19 protein-coding genes are annotated in these 16,144 nt (G+C 70.7%); 10 read left to right on the top strand and 9 right to left on the bottom strand.

What is annotated here, in order from left to right:
* The first annotated feature begins 8 nt into the window (after window positions 1-8).
* Together AB0J64_RS07575 and AB0J64_RS07570 are read left to right on the top strand one after the other, a co-directional pair.
* The gene (locus tag AB0J64_RS07575; RefSeq protein WP_364022205.1) at window positions 9-839 is read left to right on the top strand and encodes a helix-turn-helix transcriptional regulator; all 831 of its coding nucleotides are present in this window, start codon (window positions 9-11) and stop codon (window positions 837-839) included.
* A gap of 44 nt (window positions 840-883) precedes the next feature.
* A complete protein-coding gene (locus tag AB0J64_RS07570; RefSeq protein WP_364022202.1) occupies window positions 884-1,846 on the top strand; it encodes a zinc-binding dehydrogenase in 963 nt (320 codons plus the stop codon).
* A 55-nt stretch (window positions 1,847-1,901) separates the two neighbouring features.
* Here the strand turns inward: AB0J64_RS07570 and AB0J64_RS07565 are convergent, their stop codons facing one another.
* Genes AB0J64_RS07565 through AB0J64_RS07545 form a run of 5 tightly spaced genes read right to left on the bottom strand, consistent with a single transcriptional unit; the run spans window position 1,902 to window position 5,889 of the window.
* Window positions 1,902-2,303 carry an Rrf2 family transcriptional regulator gene (locus AB0J64_RS07565; protein WP_364022200.1) on the bottom strand — a complete coding sequence of 134 codons (402 nt, stop codon included), beginning with the start codon at window positions 2,301-2,303 and terminating at the stop codon, window positions 1,902-1,904.
* A complete protein-coding gene (locus tag AB0J64_RS07560) occupies window positions 2,303-3,274 on the bottom strand; it encodes a sulfate ABC transporter ATP-binding protein (protein WP_364022197.1) in 972 nt (323 codons plus the stop codon). Before AB0J64_RS07560 ends, AB0J64_RS07565 begins: the two co-directional genes overlap by 1 nt.
* A gap of 5 nt (window positions 3,275-3,279) precedes the next feature.
* A complete protein-coding gene (locus AB0J64_RS07555) occupies window positions 3,280-4,062 on the bottom strand; it encodes a sulfate ABC transporter permease subunit (RefSeq protein ID WP_364022194.1) in 783 nt (260 codons plus the stop codon).
* Window positions 4,055-4,873, bottom strand: coding sequence for a sulfate ABC transporter permease subunit CysT (cysT, locus tag AB0J64_RS07550; protein ID WP_364022191.1), 819 nt, complete (start codon window positions 4,871-4,873; stop codon window positions 4,055-4,057). The genes AB0J64_RS07555 and cysT overlap by 8 nt, the downstream gene beginning before the upstream one ends.
* A gap of 8 nt (window positions 4,874-4,881) precedes the next feature.
* Window positions 4,882-5,889 carry a sulfate ABC transporter substrate-binding protein gene (locus tag AB0J64_RS07545; RefSeq protein ID WP_364022188.1) on the bottom strand — a complete coding sequence of 336 codons (1,008 nt, stop codon included), beginning with the start codon at window positions 5,887-5,889 and terminating at the stop codon, window positions 4,882-4,884.
* 153 nt (window positions 5,890-6,042) lie between these two features.
* Here AB0J64_RS07545 and AB0J64_RS07540 point away from each other — a divergent pair, with 153 nt between their 5' ends.
* The 8 genes from AB0J64_RS07540 to AB0J64_RS07505 are packed head-to-tail and all read left to right on the top strand — an operon-like array spanning window position 6,043 to window position 13,691.
* A complete protein-coding gene (locus AB0J64_RS07540) occupies window positions 6,043-7,674 on the top strand; it encodes a TIGR04028 family ABC transporter substrate-binding protein (protein ID WP_364022185.1) in 1,632 nt (543 codons plus the stop codon).
* A complete protein-coding gene (locus AB0J64_RS07535) occupies window positions 7,671-8,603 on the top strand; it encodes an ABC transporter permease (protein ID WP_364022182.1) in 933 nt (310 codons plus the stop codon). The genes AB0J64_RS07540 and AB0J64_RS07535 overlap by 4 nt, the downstream gene beginning before the upstream one ends.
* Entirely contained in the window at window positions 8,600-9,391 is a 792-nt protein-coding gene (locus AB0J64_RS07530; protein WP_364022179.1) for an ABC transporter permease, read from the top strand. The genes AB0J64_RS07535 and AB0J64_RS07530 overlap by 4 nt, the downstream gene beginning before the upstream one ends.
* Entirely contained in the window at window positions 9,388-10,926 is a 1,539-nt protein-coding gene (locus AB0J64_RS07525; RefSeq protein WP_364022176.1) for an ABC transporter ATP-binding protein, read from the top strand. The genes AB0J64_RS07530 and AB0J64_RS07525 overlap by 4 nt, the downstream gene beginning before the upstream one ends.
* Window positions 10,923-11,915: a putative FMN-dependent luciferase-like monooxygenase gene (locus tag AB0J64_RS07520; protein ID WP_364022173.1), complete on the top strand. Its 993-nt coding sequence runs from the start codon at window positions 10,923-10,925 to the stop codon at window positions 11,913-11,915. The genes AB0J64_RS07525 and AB0J64_RS07520 overlap by 4 nt, the downstream gene beginning before the upstream one ends.
* Window positions 11,912-12,502: a CMD domain protein gene (locus tag AB0J64_RS07515; protein ID WP_364022170.1), complete on the top strand. Its 591-nt coding sequence runs from the start codon at window positions 11,912-11,914 to the stop codon at window positions 12,500-12,502. The genes AB0J64_RS07520 and AB0J64_RS07515 overlap by 4 nt, the downstream gene beginning before the upstream one ends.
* Entirely contained in the window at window positions 12,499-13,074 is a 576-nt protein-coding gene (locus AB0J64_RS07510) for an alkylhydroperoxidase domain protein (protein ID WP_364022167.1), read from the top strand. The genes AB0J64_RS07515 and AB0J64_RS07510 overlap by 4 nt, the downstream gene beginning before the upstream one ends.
* On the top strand, window positions 13,071-13,691 hold the full coding sequence (locus tag AB0J64_RS07505; RefSeq protein WP_364022164.1) for a VOC family protein: 621 nt from the start codon (window positions 13,071-13,073) through the stop codon (window positions 13,689-13,691). Before AB0J64_RS07510 ends, AB0J64_RS07505 begins: the two co-directional genes overlap by 4 nt.
* 50 nt (window positions 13,692-13,741) lie before the next feature.
* Here the strand turns inward: AB0J64_RS07505 and AB0J64_RS07500 are convergent, their stop codons facing one another.
* The 4 genes from AB0J64_RS07500 to AB0J64_RS07485 form a co-directional block, all read right to left on the bottom strand.
* Window positions 13,742-14,200 (bottom strand): hypothetical protein, encoded by a 459-nt coding sequence (locus tag AB0J64_RS07500; protein WP_364022161.1) that lies wholly within the window; start codon window positions 14,198-14,200, stop codon window positions 13,742-13,744.
* Between the two features lie 61 nt (window positions 14,201-14,261).
* A complete protein-coding gene (locus AB0J64_RS07495; RefSeq protein ID WP_364022158.1) occupies window positions 14,262-15,017 on the bottom strand; it encodes a MauE/DoxX family redox-associated membrane protein in 756 nt (251 codons plus the stop codon).
* Window positions 15,018-15,026: 9 nt separating this feature from the next.
* Window positions 15,027-15,623: a cell wall protein gene (locus AB0J64_RS07490; protein WP_364022155.1), complete on the bottom strand. Its 597-nt coding sequence runs from the start codon at window positions 15,621-15,623 to the stop codon at window positions 15,027-15,029.
* Window positions 15,624-15,633: 10 nt separating this feature from the next.
* Complete coding sequence (locus AB0J64_RS07485; RefSeq protein ID WP_364022153.1) at window positions 15,634-16,083, bottom strand: hypothetical protein; 450 nt, start codon at window positions 16,081-16,083, stop codon at window positions 15,634-15,636.
* Between the last annotated feature and the right edge of the window lie 61 nt (window positions 16,084-16,144).

The raw sequence follows: 16,144 nt of genomic DNA, 5'->3' as shown, positions 1-16,144 counted from the left end.
GTGTGTTCGTGACTGCCAGCCAGGGCCGCCGTGACCAGCTCAAAGAGTTCCTGCGTGCCAAGCGGGAGGCTCTCGCCCCCGCCGACGTCGGCATGCCCGCCGCAGGGCGCCGCCGTACTCCCGGGCTGCGCAGGGAAGAGGTGGCAGTACTCGCCGGGGTGGGGGTGTCCTGGTACACCTGGCTGGAGCAGGGACGCGACATCAAGGTCTCCGACGCCGTGCTGGATGCGGTCGCCCGCGCGCTGAAGCTCGACGAGGCGGAGCGGGCGCACCTGTACGTGCTCGCCGGGCTCAATCCGCCGGACCCCGCGGGCCGGCCGGGTGCGCCGGTGAGCGAGCAACTGCGCGCGGTGCTGACCGCGTGGATGCCCAACCCGGCGCACGTGCTGGACCGGCACTACAACCTGGTGGCGATGAACGACGCGGCCAGGTGGGTCTTCGGGTTCGACGACGACATCCGCAACTGTCTGGTGGCGTTCTTCACCCACCCGATCTACCGCGGCAGGTTCACCGAATGGCACGAGTTCGCCCCGGACATGGTGGCCGACTTCCGTGCCAGCGCGGCCAGATACCACGATGATCCGGTCTTCGGGCAGCTCGCCGAGGAGTTGTGTGCGGCCAGCGCCGAGTTCGCGCAGTTGTGGGCGCGGCCGGATGTCAGCTCCCGCTCCCAGGGGATCAAGGCGATCACTCACCCCCAGGCCGGGGAGCTCACCTTCGAGTACTCACTGTTCCGGCTGCCGGACCGCGCCGACCTCAACGTGGTGCTGCACACGCCGCATCCCGACACCGACACGAAGGAGAAGGTGGAGAGCCTGGTGGTGGCACACCCTGGATGAGCTGACACTGCCTCGGCAGGAGCCGCCCCAGCACGATGGAGGGCATGAAGGCAATCACGATTCCCGAATTCGGCAGCGCTGACGTCCTCCGTCTCGACGAGGTCAAGATTCCCGAGCCGGGGCCGGGACAGGTCTCCATCGATGTGGCCTACGCGGGCGCCAACTTCGCCGAGATCCTCTACCGGCAGGGCGTGGTGGACGTACCGCTGCCCTTCGTGCCCGGCATCGAGGTCTCCGGCCGCATCCGGGCGCTCGGCCCCGGCGTCGAGGGGCTGCGCGTCGGCCAGCCGGTCGCCGCGCTGACGATCGTCGACAGCGGTGGCTACGCGGAGGTGGTGACCACCTCCGCCGAGCTGGTGGCTCCGCTGGACGGCTACGACCTGGGGCTGGGCGTCGCGGCGGCGCTGCCGTCCAACAGCACCACCGCGTTTCTCGTGCTCGACCGGGTGGCCCGCATCGAACCGGGCGAGGACGTGCTCGTGCACGCCGCCGCCGGCGGCGTGGGCAGCCAGCTCGGCCAGGCCGCCCGGCTGCTGGGCGCGGGCCGCGTGGTGGGCACCGTGGGCAGCCCCGACAAGATCGAGACAGCCAGGGCGTTCGGCTACGACGAGGTCATCCTGCGCGAGCAGGCGGCCGAGGCCGGCCGGTTCGGCGTCGTGGTGGACATGGTCGGCGGTACGGCCCGGCGGAGCAGCCTCGACCTGCTCGCGCCGATGGGCCGGATGGTGGTGATGGGCAACGCCTCCGGCGCCGAGGACGTCGGGATCTCGGCCAACGAACTGTGGTTCACCAACAAGACCGTCTCGGGGTTCAACCTGGCCGCGTTCTCCGCCGCCTTCCCCGCGGAGGTGGGCCGGGCGCTGCGCCGGGCGGTGGCCGCGGCCGCAGGAGGGGAGCTTCGGGTGCAGGTCGAGTCGCTGCGGCTGGAGCAGGCGGCGCAGGCACATCGCCGCATCGAGTCCGGCCGCAGCACCGGCAAGCTCGTGCTCGAGGTCGAACGTATCTGACCTCGGCAGGGGTGGCAGATCTTGGTGCGGGACCAGGGGGGCCGAGCGAGAACAGCTAGCCGGAGGCGGGATCCTTGGCCGACGTGGTGACGACGTCGGCGAGCGTGACCTCGGTCAGCAGGGCGTGCTCGTGCTCGCGCATCGCCGTCCAGATGTCGGTGAGCGGGCCGGCCACGCCGGGGAAGCGCTCGATCTCCTCCTCGATCCCCTCCGTCACGCGGATGACGTCGGCGAGGGTGATCTCCTCGGCCGGCCGGGCCAGCCAGTAGCCCCCGTCAGGTCCCCGCTGGCTGCGCACGAGCCCGGCCCGGCGCAGCTGCAGCAGGATGTTGTCGCAGAACCGGCGCGGGATGTCCTGGCTGGAGGCGATCTTCTCAGCGGGCACCGGACCGAGTGGCGCCGCCGCGAGGGCGACGGCGGCGCGCAGGGCGTAGTGAGTGCGGGCAGAGATCCTCATCAGGCCGTCGTCGTGCTCAGGGCGAGGGAGCGGGCGGCCGGGCTGGGCCACACGTGGATGACCTGGTCCGGACGCAGGTTCAGGCGCTCGACGGTGCTCCTGGTGACCTGGGCCCAGGCTTCCTGGCCGTCGATGAGCAACTCCACGCGCACCTCGAAGCCGAGGCGGACGATCCGGGTGACGGTGGCGGGGACGCTGCCGTTCTCCGGGGCGGCGCCGATCTCGATGTCGTGCGGGCGGACCAGACGGCCGTCCAGCTCGGTGACCGGGCCGAGGAAGCGCATCACGAACGGGTCGGCGGGGTTGTCGTAGACCTCCGTGGGGCTGCCGATCTGCTTCACCTGTCCGTCGGCCAGCACGACGATGGTGTCGGCGACCTCGATCGCCTCCTCCTGGTCGTGGGTGACGAACACGGTGGTGACGTGCACCTCGTCGTGCAGGCGGCGCAGCCACGTCCGCAGCTCCTTGCGTACCTGGGCGTCCAGGGCGCCGAAGGGCTCGTCGAGCAGCAGGACCTGGGGCTCGACCGCCAGCGCGCGGGCCAGGGCCATCCGCTGGCGCTGCCCGCCGGAGAGCTGGGCCGGGTAGCGGTCGGCGAAGTTCTCCAGGTGGACCAGCTCCAGCAGCTCCATCACGCGCTTGCGGATCTCGTCTTTGGGACGTTTGCGGATCTCCAGGCCGAAGGCCACGTTCTTGAACACGCTCATGTGCTTGAACGCCGCGTAGTGCTGGAAGACGAAGCCGACGTTGCGGCGCTGGGGTGACAGCCTGGTGGCGTCCACGCCGGAGATCAGCACGGTGCCCGTGTCGGGGGTCTCCAGCCCGGCGATGACGCGCAGCAGTGTCGACTTGCCGCCGCCGCTGGGGCCGAGCAGCGCGGTCAGGGATCCGGCGGCCACGTCGATGGAGACGTCGCTCAGCACCGGCGTTTCCCCGAACGCCTTGTTGACGCCGCTTACTTGGATGGCCATGAGGTTCAGCCCTTCGGGCGCAGGATCTTGGTGAGCAGGAGCGTGACGACCGCCACCAGCGCGAGCGCGGTCGCGGCGGCGAAGGCGGAGGCTTCGTCGAAGTTCTGGAAGCGTTCCTCCACGAACAGGGTCAGCGTCTGCGTCTTCTCGACCAGGCGGCCGGAGACGACGGCGACCGCGCCGTACTCGCCCAGCGCCCGGGCCAGGCACAGCACGACGCCGTAGGCCAGCGCCCAGCGGATCCCGGGGATGGTGACGCGGCGGAAGGTCTGCAAGGGGCCGGCGCCGAGCGTGCGGGCCGCCTGCTCCTGCTCGTCCCCGAGCTCCTCCAGGACGGGGATGACCTCCCGGATGACCAGGGGCAGGGAGATGAAGACGGCCGCCATGACCATGCCGGGGACGGAGAAGATGACCTGGACGCCGATGCCCTCCAGCCATCCGCCCACGGGGGCGAAGCGGCCGTAGACCAGGATCAGCGCCAGGCCCACCACGACAGGGGAGACGGCCATGGGCAGGTCGATGAGGGCGTTCAGCAGCCGCTTGCCGGGGAAGTCGTGCCGTACCAGGAGAACGGCCGTGCCGACCCCGAAGACGGTGTTGGCCAGCACGGCCCAGAACGCGACGATCAGGGTGACGCGGAAGGCCGACTGGGCCTGCGGTGTGGTGAGCGCCTCCAGCACCGGGCCGAGGCCGTTCTCGAAGGTGCGCCAGCCGATGAGCACGACCGGCAGCACGAGCAGGAACAGCAGGTAGAGGAGCGCCAGCGCGCGGAGTCCGTATTTAGCCACGGCGACTGCCCCACCGCTGCAGCAGGTCCAGCAGGACCAGCGTCACCAGGGCGACGACGAGCAGGACCGTGGAGACCGCCGCCGCGCCGACCGGGTTGTCGGTTTCGATCTGTCCGAAGATGTGCACCGAGGCCACCTGGGTCTTGAATGGGAGGTTCCCCGAGATCAGCACGACGGAGCCGATCTCGGCCATCGATCGGGAGAACGCCAGCGCGGTGCCCGACAACATGGCCGGCACCAGGTTGGGCAGGATGACGCGACGGAAGATCTGCGCCGTGCTCGCGCCGAGCGAGGCCGCGGCCTGCTCCATGTCCCTGTCGAGCTCCAGCAGGACCGGCTGGACCGTGCGCACCACGAACGGGAGGGTGACGAACAGCAGCGCCAGCACCACACCGGCGCGGCTGTAGGCCAGGTCGACGCCGAGCGGGCTCTTCGGGCCGTACAACGACAGCAGCACCAGCCCGGCGACGATGGTGGGCAGCGCGAACGGCAGGTCGATGAGCGTGTCGACCACGGCCTTGCCGGGGAAGCGGTCCCGGACGAGGACCCAGGCGATGACCGTGCCCATGACCAGGTTGATCACGGCCACGACCACCGAGGCGCCGATCGTCAGCGAGAGCGCCGCCCAGGCGTCCGGTGTGGTGACCGCGTCCCAGAAGTAGGCGATGCCCCGCTCCTGCGAGCGCCAGACCACGGCGGCCAGGGGGATCAGCACGATCAGGCTCAGGTACAGGACGGCCGCGCCCAGCCCGAGCGCGGTGCCCCGCTTCTGGCCGAGCGCCGCCCTGGAGACGACAATCTGTGCGGACACGTGGGTGCCTACTTCTCGGTCGAGACCCCGAGCTTGCGCTCGATGTCGGCCATGACGCTGCCCTTGGGGTCGAAGAACTCGGTCGTCACCTTCGGCCAGCCGCCGAGGTCAGCGATGGTGAACAGGGCGGGCGGAGCCGGGAAGGAGACGCCCTGCACGCCCTTGGCCACCGGCCGGTAGCCGTTGTCAGCGAAGATCTTCTGCGCTTCCGTGGTGTAGAGGAACTTCAGGAACGCCTTGGCCTCGTTCGGGTGAGCCGAGTTCTTGGTCACCGCGACCGGGTTCTCGATCAGGATCGTGGAGTCCGGGACCGTGTAGTCCAGCGGCTGGTTGTTCTGCTGGGCGAAGATCGCTTCGTTCTCGTAGGCGATGATGGCGTCGCCCTTGCCGCTGGAGAAGGTCTGCAGCGACTTGCGGGCGCTGTCGTCCTGCACAGGAACGTTCGCGAACAGGGCGCTGAGGTAGTTGACGCCGGCCTGCTTGTCCGCGCCCTTGTTCGACTTGGCGCCGTAACCGGCCATGACGTTCCACCGGGCGCCGCCCGAGGTGAACGGGTTGGGGGTGATGACCTCGACGCCAGGCTTGGTCAGGTCGTCCCAGGTCTTGAGGCTCTTGGGGTTGCCCTTGCGGGTGGCGATGACCACGACCGAGTCGGTGATCATGCCCTTGTTCTCGCCGGCGCTCCAGTCCTCGGCGACCAGGCCCTTCTTGACCAGACGGGTCATGTCCGGCTCGAGGGAGAACGCGACGATGTCGGCTTTCAGGCCGGCCTCCACGGCCCGGCTCTGGTCGCCCGACGCTCCGAAGGACTTGGTGAAGGTGACGTTCTTGCCCTCCGGCGTGGCCTGGAAGGCCTTGATGATCTTCTCGTAGGCCGCCTGTGGCGTGGAGTACGCCACCAGCGACAGCTGTACCTGACCGCCCGACCCGCCGTCGGACCCGCCGCCCCCGCACGCGGCGAGAGTGGCGATCGACGCCACGACCGTAGCCGTCGCCAGATGCCTGCGTACGTTCACCTATTCTCCTAATTTCCTACTTAACAAGTCGACATATGGATGTTAAGGCCGGGGGGTTCCCTTGGCAAGGCCATGACCCGACCTATTCCATGCTTTGTAGGTAGGTTATAGTGGCTTTAAAGTCACCCACCTCCGTTCACGAAGGGCACCTCCATGTCATCCTCCGGACTGCGCACCACAGCCGTGGCGAGCACCGCCATGCTCGCCGTCGTGGGGCTGCTCGGCGCCTGTGGCGGTGGCGGAGCGACCAGCGCCGCGAAGAGCGGCGGCCGGCCGGTGTACGGCGGCACGCTGACCTACCTCGAGCACCAGCCGCCCACCTGCCTGTACCTGCCGGCGGCCGGCTTCTATCCGAACGGCGGCATCCTCAACCAGATCACCGACAAGCTCACCTGGCAGAACCCGAAGACGCTCGCGATCGAGCCGTGGATCGCCACCAAGTGGGAGATCGACAAGGATGCCACCGAGTACACGTTCCACCTGCGCGACGGCGTGACGTTCAGCGACGGCACCCCGCTCGACGCCTCCGCCGTGGCGGCCAACTTCGACGTGTACGGCCTGGGCGACGAGAAGCTCAAGCTCCCGGTCGCCGAGTTCGTCAACAACTACGAGCGCAGCGAGGTCGTCGACCCGCTGACCGTGCGCTTCCACTTCGACAAGCCGTCCCCCGGCTTCCTCCAGGGCACCTCCGTCATCGGGGCGGGCCTGGTCTCCAAGAAGACGATCTCGCTGCCGTACGAGCAGCAGTGCCAGCTCAAGAACGTCATCGGCTCCGGCCCCTTCACCCTGAAGAACCAGGTCGTCGACAAGGAGGTGGACCTGGCCGCGCGCAAGGACTACAACTGGGCGCCGCCGTCCTCGAAGCACCAGGGCCGCGCGTACCTGGACGAGATCAAGATCATCGTCACGCCCGAGGACAACGTGCGCGTCGGCGCGCTCACCTCCGGCCAGGCCGACTTCGTCCGGTACGTCCAGGCGTACGATGAGAAGACCGTCAAGGACGCGGGCTTCCAGATCTACGCCGAGCCGACGAGAGGCGTCAACAACGGCCTCTACCTGCGCCCGCGCAACAGCATCCTGAAGGACGTCAAGGTCCGCAAGGCGCTCCAGGCTGGCACGAACGCCAAGGAGATCGTCGACACCCTCTTCACCGGCAGCTACCCGCCGGCCACCTCGGTGCTCAGCCACCTCGCGCAGGGCTACGTGGACCTGTCCGAGGACCTCGCGTACGACCCCGGCAAGGCCGACCGGCTCCTGGACGAGGCCGGCTGGACCAAGGGCGCCGACGGCGTCCGCGTCAAGGACGGCAAGCCGCTGCAGCTCGGCGTGTTCGTCTCCGGCCCGCAGCCGCTGTCGAAGCAGACGCTCGAGCTGGTCGGCCAGCAGTGGGCCAAGCTCGGCGTGAAGCTGGAGATCCGCCCCGCCGACGCGGGCACCCAGGCCGTGGACATCAAGAACGCCGAGAAGACCGCCATCCAGCACGGCATGGTCGGCCGCGCCGACCAGGACGTGATCAAGAGCCACTTCCACAGCAAGAACCGCGACGTCATCCTCTCCGACGACACGAAGCTGGACCGGCTGCTCGAAGAGGAGTCGGCCGAGCCCGACGTCGCCAAGCGCAACGCCAAGGTCGCCGAGATCCAGCGGTACGTCCTCGACCAGGGCTACGCGATCCCGCTGTTCGAGGAGCCGCAGGTGTACGGCGGGGCGCCGTACGTCCAGGGAGTGGCCTTCGAGGCGGTCGCCAGGCCGTGGTTCTACTCGGTGTGGAAGTCGGAGCAGTGACCAGGTACCTGCTCGCCCGGGCCGGACAGGCGGCGCTGGTGCTCTGGATCGCCTTCACGGCCGGCTACGTGCTGCTGCAGTTGCTGCCCGGCGACTCGATCCTGATCAAGTTCCAGAACCCCGAGCTGGGCCTGTCGCCGCAGCAGATCGCCGAGATCCGGGCGTACTACGGCGCGGGCGAGCCGCCGGTCCTCGACTACCTGAACACCCTGCTCGGCTTCCTGCGCGGCTCCTTCGGCTACTCGATCGACACCGGCACGCCGGTCGTCGAGCGGCTGGGGGAGGCGCTGCCGGAGACGGCGAAGCTGGCCTCGGCCGCGTTCGCGCTTGCGGTGCTGATCGCCGTGCTGATCGCGTTCGCGGCCGGCTACAGCAGGACCTCCTGGCTCAGGAACGCGCTGCTGTCGGTGCCGTCGATCTTCGTGTCGGTCCCGGCGTTCTGGCTCGGCATCCTGCTCATCCAGGTGTTCTCGTTCCGGCTCAAGCTGGTGCCGGTCATCGGCGGAGGCCCGGTGCAGCAGCTCGTCCTGCCGGTGCTCACGCTGGCGGTGCCCATCTCGGCGCCGATCGCCCAGGTGCTGGCCCGCAGCATGGACCAGGTCTCCACGCAGCCGTTCGTGCCCGTGGTGGCGGCCAAGGGCGCCTCGCGGTGGTGGATCCTCTGGCGGCACGTGGCCCGCAACGCCGTGCTGCCGACGCTGACCGTGGCGGGGCTGACGTTCGGCGAGCTGATCGCCGGGTCGGTGGTGACCGAGACGGTCTTCGGGCGCAACGGCATCGGGCGGCTGACCGAGCAGGCCGTCAACGCGCAGGACACGCCGGTGATGCTGGCCGTCGTGGTGCTGGCGACGGCCGTGTTCGTGCTGGTCAACCTGGTGGTGGACGTGCTGTTCCCGGTGCTCGACCCGCGACTGAAGGCAACCGCATGACCAGGTGGGGCGGGCTGGTGCTCGCGTGGCTGCCGATCGCGCTGGTCGTGCTCTGGGCGGTCGCGCCGGGCCTCTTCACCGGTTACGACCCGATCGCGGGCGTGCCGGCCGAGAAGCTGCAGGCTCCGAGCGCGCATCATCTGTTCGGCACCGACGCGGTGGGACGCGACCTGTTCGCGCGGGTGGTGCACGGCTCCGTGCACTCGCTGACGGGCGCTTTCGTGGCCGTCGCCGTGGGGCTCGTGGTCGGCACGCTGCTCGGGCTGCTCGCCGGCTCCGTCGGCGGCGTGCTGGACGACGCCGCCATGCGGATCGTGGACGTGCTGCTGTCGGTGCCCGGCCTGCTCCTGGCCCTGACCGTGATCATCCTGCTCGGTCCTGGCACGGTGAACGTGGCCATCGCGGTGGGCGTCGGCTCGGTCGCGGCCTTCGCCCGGCTGTCGCGCTCCGAGGTGGTCCGCGTGCGGCGCACCGACTACGTGGAGGCCGCGTTCGGGAGCGGCGGCCGGTTCCTGGCCGTGCTCCGGCGGCACGTCCTGCCCAACTCGCTGGGTCCGGTCATCGCGCTCGCGGCGCTGCAGTTCGGCATGGCGATCCTGGCCATCTCGACGCTCAGCTTCCTCGGGTACGGAGCCGAGCCGCCCACCCCGGAGTGGGGCCTGCTCATCTCGGAAGGGCGCAACTACCTGGCCACGTCGTGGTGGCTGACCACGCTGCCGGGCGCCGTCGTGGTCACGGTCGTGCTCGCCGCCGGCCGCATCAGCCGCTCGCTGGGGAGGCACGAATGAGCCTGCTGGAGGTCCGTGACCTGGCCGTCTCCTACGACGGGAGACGCGCGGTCGAGAGCATCTCGTTCGCGGTCGAGCCCGGCGAGGTCGTCGCCGTCGTCGGCGAGTCCGGGTCGGGCAAGTCGACCACGGCGCACGCCGTCATCGGGCTGCTGCCCGCCAACGGCGCGGTGGACGCGGGCCGGATCCTGCTCGGCGGCGCCGACCTCGCGACCTGGTCGTCCAAGCGCATGGAGTCGGTACGCGGCGCGCAGATCGGCCTGATCCCCCAGGACCCGTCCAGCTCGCTGGACCCGGTCAAGACCGTCGGCGCGCAGATCGCCGAGGTGCTCCGCATCCACAGGCGCGGCGACCGCCGGGCGATCAGGAGCCGGGTCGTCGACCTGCTCGCCCGCGTCGGCCTGCCGGACCCGGAGCGACGGGCCCGCCAGTACCCGCACGAGCTGTCCGGCGGCATGCGCCAGCGCGTGCTCATCGCCATCGCGATCGCGCTCGAACCCCGTCTCATCATCGCCGACGAGCCCACCAGCGCTCTGGACGTGACCGTGCAGCGGCGCATCCTGGACCTCATCGACGACCTGCGCGCGGACTCCGGCACCGCGCTGCTGCTGGTGACCCACGACCTGGCCGTGGCCGCGGGACGTTCCGACCGGCTGGTCGTGATGAAGGACGGGCGGATCGAGGAGCAGGGACCGACGGCTGAGGTGCTGGCCTCCCCGGCCGCCGGCTACACCAAGCGCCTGCTGAACGACGCACCCGCGCTGTCCGCCTCCCCGTTCCGCGATCCCCCCACCGACGTCGGGCCCGCGATCGTGGTGCGCGACCTGGTCAAGGAGTTCAAGGGGTTCCGGGCGGTGGACGGCGTCTCGTTCGAGGTGGCGCGGGGCACGACGCACGCGCTGGTGGGCGAGTCCGGCTCGGGCAAGACGACCACGGCCCGCCTGGTCGTGCGGTTCGCCGAGCCCACGTCGGGAACGGTGAGCATCGCCGGGGCAGGGGAGGGCCGGGCGTTCCGCCGGCACGTGCAGCTCGTCCACCAGAACCCGTACGGGTCGCTCGATCCCCGGCAGTCCATCGGCGACATCGTGGAGGAGCCGTTGCGCAACTTCCGGCTGGGGGACCGGGCCGAACGGCGGGCCCGCGTGCTCGACCTGCTGGACCGCGTGGCGCTGCCGCAGGACGTCCTCACCCGCAGGCCGCGTGAGCTCTCCGGCGGCCAGCGGCAGCGGGTGGCCATCGCCCGCGCGCTGGCGGCCGGACCCGAGGTGGTCGTGCTGGACGAGGCCGTCTCCGCCCTCGACGTCACCGTGCAGGCGCAGATCCTCGACCTGCTCGAACAGCTCCAGCGCGACCTCGGGCTGACGTACCTCTTCATCTCGCACGACCTGGCGGTGGTGCGGCAGATCTCGCACACCGTCTCCGTCATGAACAAGGGAAGCATCGTGGAATCAGGAACGACCCGGCAGGTCTTCACCGACCCCCGGCACGAATACACCCGCGAACTCCTGGCCGCCATCCCGGAGCCGGCGCTATGAGGCTCGGTTTCTTCACCCGGCTGCTGGACGACGTGCCGGCCGGCGAGCGCTACCGGCTGGCCGCCGAGCAGATCGCGCATGCCGAGGCGTACGGGTTCGACACGGCCTGGGTCGCGCAGCACCACTTCGACGGCGCGGAGGGCGGCCTGCCGGCGCCCCTGGTCCTCCTCGCCCATGTGGCGGCCAGGACCAGCCGGATCCGGCTCGGCACCGGGATCATCACGCTCCCGCTGGAGCAGCCGGTGCGGGTGGCCGAGGACGCCGCCGTGCTCGACCTGCTCACCGGCGGGCGGCTGGAGGTCGGCGTGGGCAGCGGCGGGACGCCCTCGTCGTTCGCGCCGTTCGGGCACGAGAGCGCCGACCGCTCGGCCATATACGCCGAGCACCTGGCGGTGCTGCTCAACGCCTGGTCCGGGGGCGATCTCGGCGGCGGCAACCGGCTCTACCCGGCCGCGCCCAGGCTGCTGGACGCGGTGTGGCAGGCGACGTTCTCCGTCGGCGGCGGCGTACGCGCGGGGAAGGCCGGCCACGGGCTCATGCTGTCGCGCACGCAGCCCAGGCCGGCCGACGACCCGCAGGCCACGCTGGCCCAGATCCAGCGGCCCATCGTGGACGGCTACCTCGAGCACCTGCCGCCCGGCGCGACGCCGCGGATCATGGCCTCGCGGACCGCGTTCGTGGCTGACAGCAGGGCCGAGGCGCTGCGCTACGCCGAGCTCGGGCTCGGGCGCGGCAGGCTGCCGTTCGAGCTGCCGGACAGCGACCTCGACCGGCGCATCGCCGCGTTCGACGTGCACGTGGGGACGCCGCAGGACGTCATCGAGAGCCTCAAGGCCGACCCGACCCTCGAACGGGTCACCGACCTGGTCCTCCAGGTGCACTCGGTGGACCCGCCGCACCCGCTCATCCTCCGCTCGATCGAGCTGCTGGCGACCGAGGTGGCGCCCGCGCTCGGCTGGATCCCCTCCACAGAATCGATCTCCACATGATCACTGATGTCATCGACCATCTGGCGGGCATACGGCCCGGCTCGCCCCTCGACCAGCTGCGCGGCCGGCGGCCCGCCGCCCGCGAGCACGCCCAGCGCAGTTACGACGCGCTGTTCAGCCCCGACGTGGAGGAGGAGGTCACGCTCGTCGAACGGGACGCGGTGGCCGCCTTCGTCGCCGGACTGCACCACGATGCCGCGATCGCGGGCTTCTACGCCGACCGGCTGGCCGAGCTCTCGCCGGGGCTGCTGGAGGTCGTCGAGTCGGAGGTCGAGGCCGGGGCCACGACCGGGCCGTACGGGGTCTATCCGGGCGAGGGGCCGCTGTCGGTGGAGAGCGACGAGGGGCTGCGCTACCGGGCGCGGCGACCGGGCGAGCTCGGCGCGCGACTCGCCGCCGCGTTCGAGCACGCCCATCTGCTCGTCTTCCGGCCCCGTGAGGCCGCGCCCGAGTCGCTCGCCGCGCTGGCCCGGGCCGGGTGGAGCACCACGGCTATCGTGACGCTGTCGCAGCTCGTCGCCTTCCTGACCTTCCAGATCCGCGTGGTGGCCGGGCTGCGTCACCTGCAGAAGGGACCGACCTCATGACCCAACCGGCGTTCACGCGAGACCAGCTCGGCTGGGAGCCGTGGCTGGCGCCGCTGGCCACCGACGAGCTGACCGACGAGCACTACGAGGCGCTGGTCGACAAGGCCCGGGCGAAGTCGCCGTACTTCCTGCTCCTCGCCCGCGACCCGGCGATCCTGGAGGCCAGGACCAGGACCGACAACGACATCTTCTACAACGCCGACGGCGGGCTGCCGCGCGCCGAGCGCGAACTGGCGGCGGCGGCGACCTCGCGCCGCAACGGCTGTGTGTTCTGCGCCTCGGTGCACGCCCGCTTCGCCGCCCACTACTCCAAGCGGGCCGACGACGTGGACCGGCTGCTCGACGAGGGCGTCAACGCGCCCCAGGACGGGGAGTGGCAGGCGATCATCGACGCCTCGGTGGCCCTGGCCGCCACCCCGGCCGAGTTCAGCGCCGACCACGTCGAGGCGCTGCGCGCGGCCGGCCTCGACGACCTGGCGATCAGCGACGTCATCCACGCGGCCGCGTTCTTCAACTGGGCCAACCGCCTCATGCTCTCGCTGGGCGAGCCGGTACAGGAGCCTTCAGCATGACAGCCGAACTCGACCACCTCGTCTACGCGGTCCCGGACCTCCTCGCGGGCGTCGCCGCGTTCGCGGAGCGCACCGGGGTGACCCCGGTGGCGGGCGGGCGCCACCCCGGCGGCACCGCCAACTACCTGGTCGGCCTGGGTCCGACCGCCTACCTGGAGATCATCGGCCCGGACCCGGCGGCAGCGGGTCCGCGACCCCGCGCGTTCGGCCTGGAAGCGCTCACCGAGCCCCGGCTCGCCCGGTGGGCGGTGCGGCCCGGCGACATCGACGCGACGGTACGGCAGGCGCGCGAACGCGGCTACGACCCCGGCGACGTGCAGCCGCTGTCTCGCCGGACACCCGCAGGGACGCTGCTGGAGTGGCGCCTGACCAGGTGGAACGACGTGGCCTCGATCAACCTGGTGCCGTTCCTCATCGACTGGGGCACGACCGCACACCCCGCCGCCTCCGGTCTCCCGCAGCTCGGCCTGGCCTCCTTCACCGCCGTCCATCCGGACCCGGAGGCGCTCCACCGCCAGCTGGCCGCGCTGGACGCCGTGCTGGAGGTCTCGAAGGGCCAGGAACCGGCGCTGGAGGCGGTGCTCGACACTCCTCGGGGCGCGGTGACCCTGCGGTGACCAGGCCCGTGCCCGTCCCCGCCCGGACGGGCACGGCGCGGTCTCACGGCTCAGGGCGCCTTGTACTCGGCGGCCTTGCCGCAGTAGCTGATCCCGGTCGGCGTGCTGCTGAACCGGCACACCTGGACGACCACGCGGTCGACAGACGTGAACGCCACCGGGTCGGAAAGAGCGAAGGAGATCGGGACCTTCTCGTTGTCCGCCTTGGCGGTCTGGGAGTCGACGAGGGTGCTGCCCTTGTAGGCGGAGAAGGTGGCCGTGGAGTACATCCGGTCCAGCGAGCAGGGCGAGATGGACGCCTCGTCGGCCAGGTATCCGTCGACCTTCACCGTCGGCCGGACGACCGGCCCGTCGACCCATTCCAGCGTGCCCTCGGTGACCCCGCGCACGCACGGGTCTCCTGAGTCGGCATGGAACGGGACCACGGCCTGGGCCGCCATCGCGGGCTGAGTCGTCAGCAGACCGGCGGCGGCCACCGCCCCTGACACCAGCCAGGCACGTACACGCATGACATCGGCCTTCCGTTCGATGGGATCGGGGCCCTCATCGTGAACTACGGATCGCGATATGTCAGGACCCAACGAGGGTGACCAGGACGGCCGACGGGTCGTTGCCGGTGAGGGGGACGGCGAAGACCGCCGTCCGCTCGCGGGCGCCGTAGACGACGAACCGCAGGCCGTCCTCGTCCCAGGTGTCCTGGACGTCCGAGGTGAGCTGCGCGGACGCCGAGCAGTACGCGGGGCTGCGGTAGAGCAGGTGCAGCGAGGTGCCCAGCGGGACGTGCTGCGACGGCGCCACGGCCAGCGGGCGGCGCAGCCGTACGAGGAGCTGTCGCAGAGGGGTGAGCCAGTAGCGGTCCAGCTCGGCGGAGAGAGCCATGAGGACCACGGCCTCCGCCAGGCCGAGCGCCACGAGCGGAGGGTTCGGATCGGCCGGGATCGCCACGAGGCTCGCGGCCAGCAGGAGACCGGCCCGGGTGAAGGCACGCACGTCGACCGGACGGGAGTGCGCGCCCAGGCAGCCGCACGACGCCGTGGGCGCGGCGACGTACGAATAGGTGAGATACGCCAGGAATCCGGCGGAGAGCAGCGCGGCGGCCATGCCCTTCCATGGCGTCTCCCACGGGAACAGCAGGGCCGCGGCCACCGCGAGCTCGACCACTCCGACGAGCCGGAGCGCCGGGACCGCGCGCGCCGCGCCGACCAGGCGGGCCAGGGCGGTCTGCCCGGCCCGCGCCCGCATCCTGCGGCTGAACAGCTTCATCAGGCCCGCCCAGACGAGGAACAGGGCGATCACGTACGGCTGCGTCGCGGCGATCCCGTGCACGGCTGGCTCCTAGTGGGGGGAGAAGACGGTTGCGATGTCGACCTCGTTCGTGTCGGGCCGCCAGGCGCCGAGGATCTGCACGTGCTGGGCCACCCTCAGCATCGACAGGTCCGCGGTGGGCGGCGATTCGGAGTGGACGGCGACCGACTTGCCGGCCACGACGTGGCACAGCACCTCTTGCCCGTTGTGGTCGAGGTGAAGGGTCTTGTCGGTGATGTTCTTGATGTGGCCCTTGATGTTGACGATGTTGAGCCACACCGACTCGGCGGCCAGCACGCCGTCCGGCATCCGCACGCCGCGGGCGTACAGGCCGTCTCCCGGCTTGGCCTCGTCGAACGGCACGGGCCCGAGCTTCCACAGGCTCGTGCCGTCCACGACCTTGATGCTGTGGAACACCATGTTCGAGCCCAGGACGAGAAGCGTGTTGTCCTTGATCGAGCGGATCCGGCCCTCGGCGAAGTTGGGGTCGGGGGAGCCCGGCTCGACGTCGGGCGCCGAGCGGGCGAAGGCCGCCTCGGGGCCGAGCGAGCCCAGCGCGGTCGCGGCGACGACTGTGGCGCCGCCGCCGAGCAGGGCGGACCTGAGCATGTCTCTTCTGCTGGTCATCGTCGCCCCCTCACGCCGCGTCGATCGAGCAGGGACGCAGGCCGGTGGAGAGGCTGGCGATCTTGCTGTACGCCGCGGGTGTGAGGTCGATGATCCGGTCGGTGGCGCAGGTCGAGCCGCAGCAGCTGCGCTCGCCGCAGAACAGGTCGGTCTGCGGGCCGCAGTCGGCGATGGAGGTGACGACGCTGACGCCGCTGCACAGGTTGGTGGTGCGGTGCTGGAAACCGCAGGTCCTGCGGGAGAGGTTGAAGCCGCAGGTGTCGGGGTGGGTGATGGCCCAGCAGGCGTCGGAGGTGTTGGGCCACGCGTGCTGCATGCTTCCGGAGTTGCAGGTGCCGCAGGCGCCCTTGCCTGTGGTGCTGCACGGTCCCCAGGCGGTGCCGCAGCAGAACCAGGAGACCTCTCCTGTGACGGCGGCGTATAAGTCGATGGGGGTGTCGGGGGGCTGGGTGCGCGCCATGCGCGTCCTCCTTGGGTGAGCTCTGGACGTCTGGAGGTCCTGAAGCTTTCCGACTTGATCT

Source organism: Nonomuraea sp. NPDC049695 (assembly GCF_040674955.1).
GTDB lineage: Bacteria > Actinomycetota > Actinomycetes > Streptosporangiales > Streptosporangiaceae > Nonomuraea > Nonomuraea helvata.
The sequence above is the reverse complement of the archived record's forward strand: the minus strand, read 5'-3'. Positions and strand labels throughout refer to the sequence as shown.

Bases quoted from the DNA above. Each gene is read 5' to 3' on its own strand.
- AB0J64_RS07515 (WP_364022170.1), top strand. From the start codon at position 11,912: ATGATCACTGATGTCATCGACCATCTGGCGGGCATACGGCCCGGCTCG.
- AB0J64_RS07565 (WP_364022200.1), bottom strand. From the start codon at position 2,303: ATGAGGATCTCTGCCCGCACTCACTACGCCCTGCGCGCCGCCGTCGCC.
- AB0J64_RS07505 (WP_364022164.1), top strand. From the start codon at position 13,071: ATGACAGCCGAACTCGACCACCTCGTCTACGCGGTCCCGGACCTCCTC.
- AB0J64_RS07500 (WP_364022161.1), bottom strand. From the start codon at position 14,200: ATGCGTGTACGTGCCTGGCTGGTGTCAGGGGCGGTGGCCGCCGCCGGT.
- AB0J64_RS07490 (WP_364022155.1), bottom strand. From the start codon at position 15,623: ATGACCAGCAGAAGAGACATGCTCAGGTCCGCCCTGCTCGGCGGCGGC.
- AB0J64_RS07570 (WP_364022202.1), top strand. From the start codon at position 884: ATGAAGGCAATCACGATTCCCGAATTCGGCAGCGCTGACGTCCTCCGT.
- AB0J64_RS07530 (WP_364022179.1), top strand. From the start codon at position 8,600: ATGACCAGGTGGGGCGGGCTGGTGCTCGCGTGGCTGCCGATCGCGCTG.
- AB0J64_RS07510 (WP_364022167.1), top strand. From the start codon at position 12,499: ATGACCCAACCGGCGTTCACGCGAGACCAGCTCGGCTGGGAGCCGTGG.
- AB0J64_RS07485 (WP_364022153.1), bottom strand. From the start codon at position 16,083: ATGGCGCGCACCCAGCCCCCCGACACCCCCATCGACTTATACGCCGCC.
- AB0J64_RS07540 (WP_364022185.1), top strand. From the start codon at position 6,043: ATGTCATCCTCCGGACTGCGCACCACAGCCGTGGCGAGCACCGCCATG.
- AB0J64_RS07560 (WP_364022197.1), bottom strand. From the start codon at position 3,274: ATGGCCATCCAAGTAAGCGGCGTCAACAAGGCGTTCGGGGAAACGCCG.
- AB0J64_RS07525 (WP_364022176.1), top strand. From the start codon at position 9,388: ATGAGCCTGCTGGAGGTCCGTGACCTGGCCGTCTCCTACGACGGGAGA.
- AB0J64_RS07520 (WP_364022173.1), top strand. From the start codon at position 10,923: ATGAGGCTCGGTTTCTTCACCCGGCTGCTGGACGACGTGCCGGCCGGC.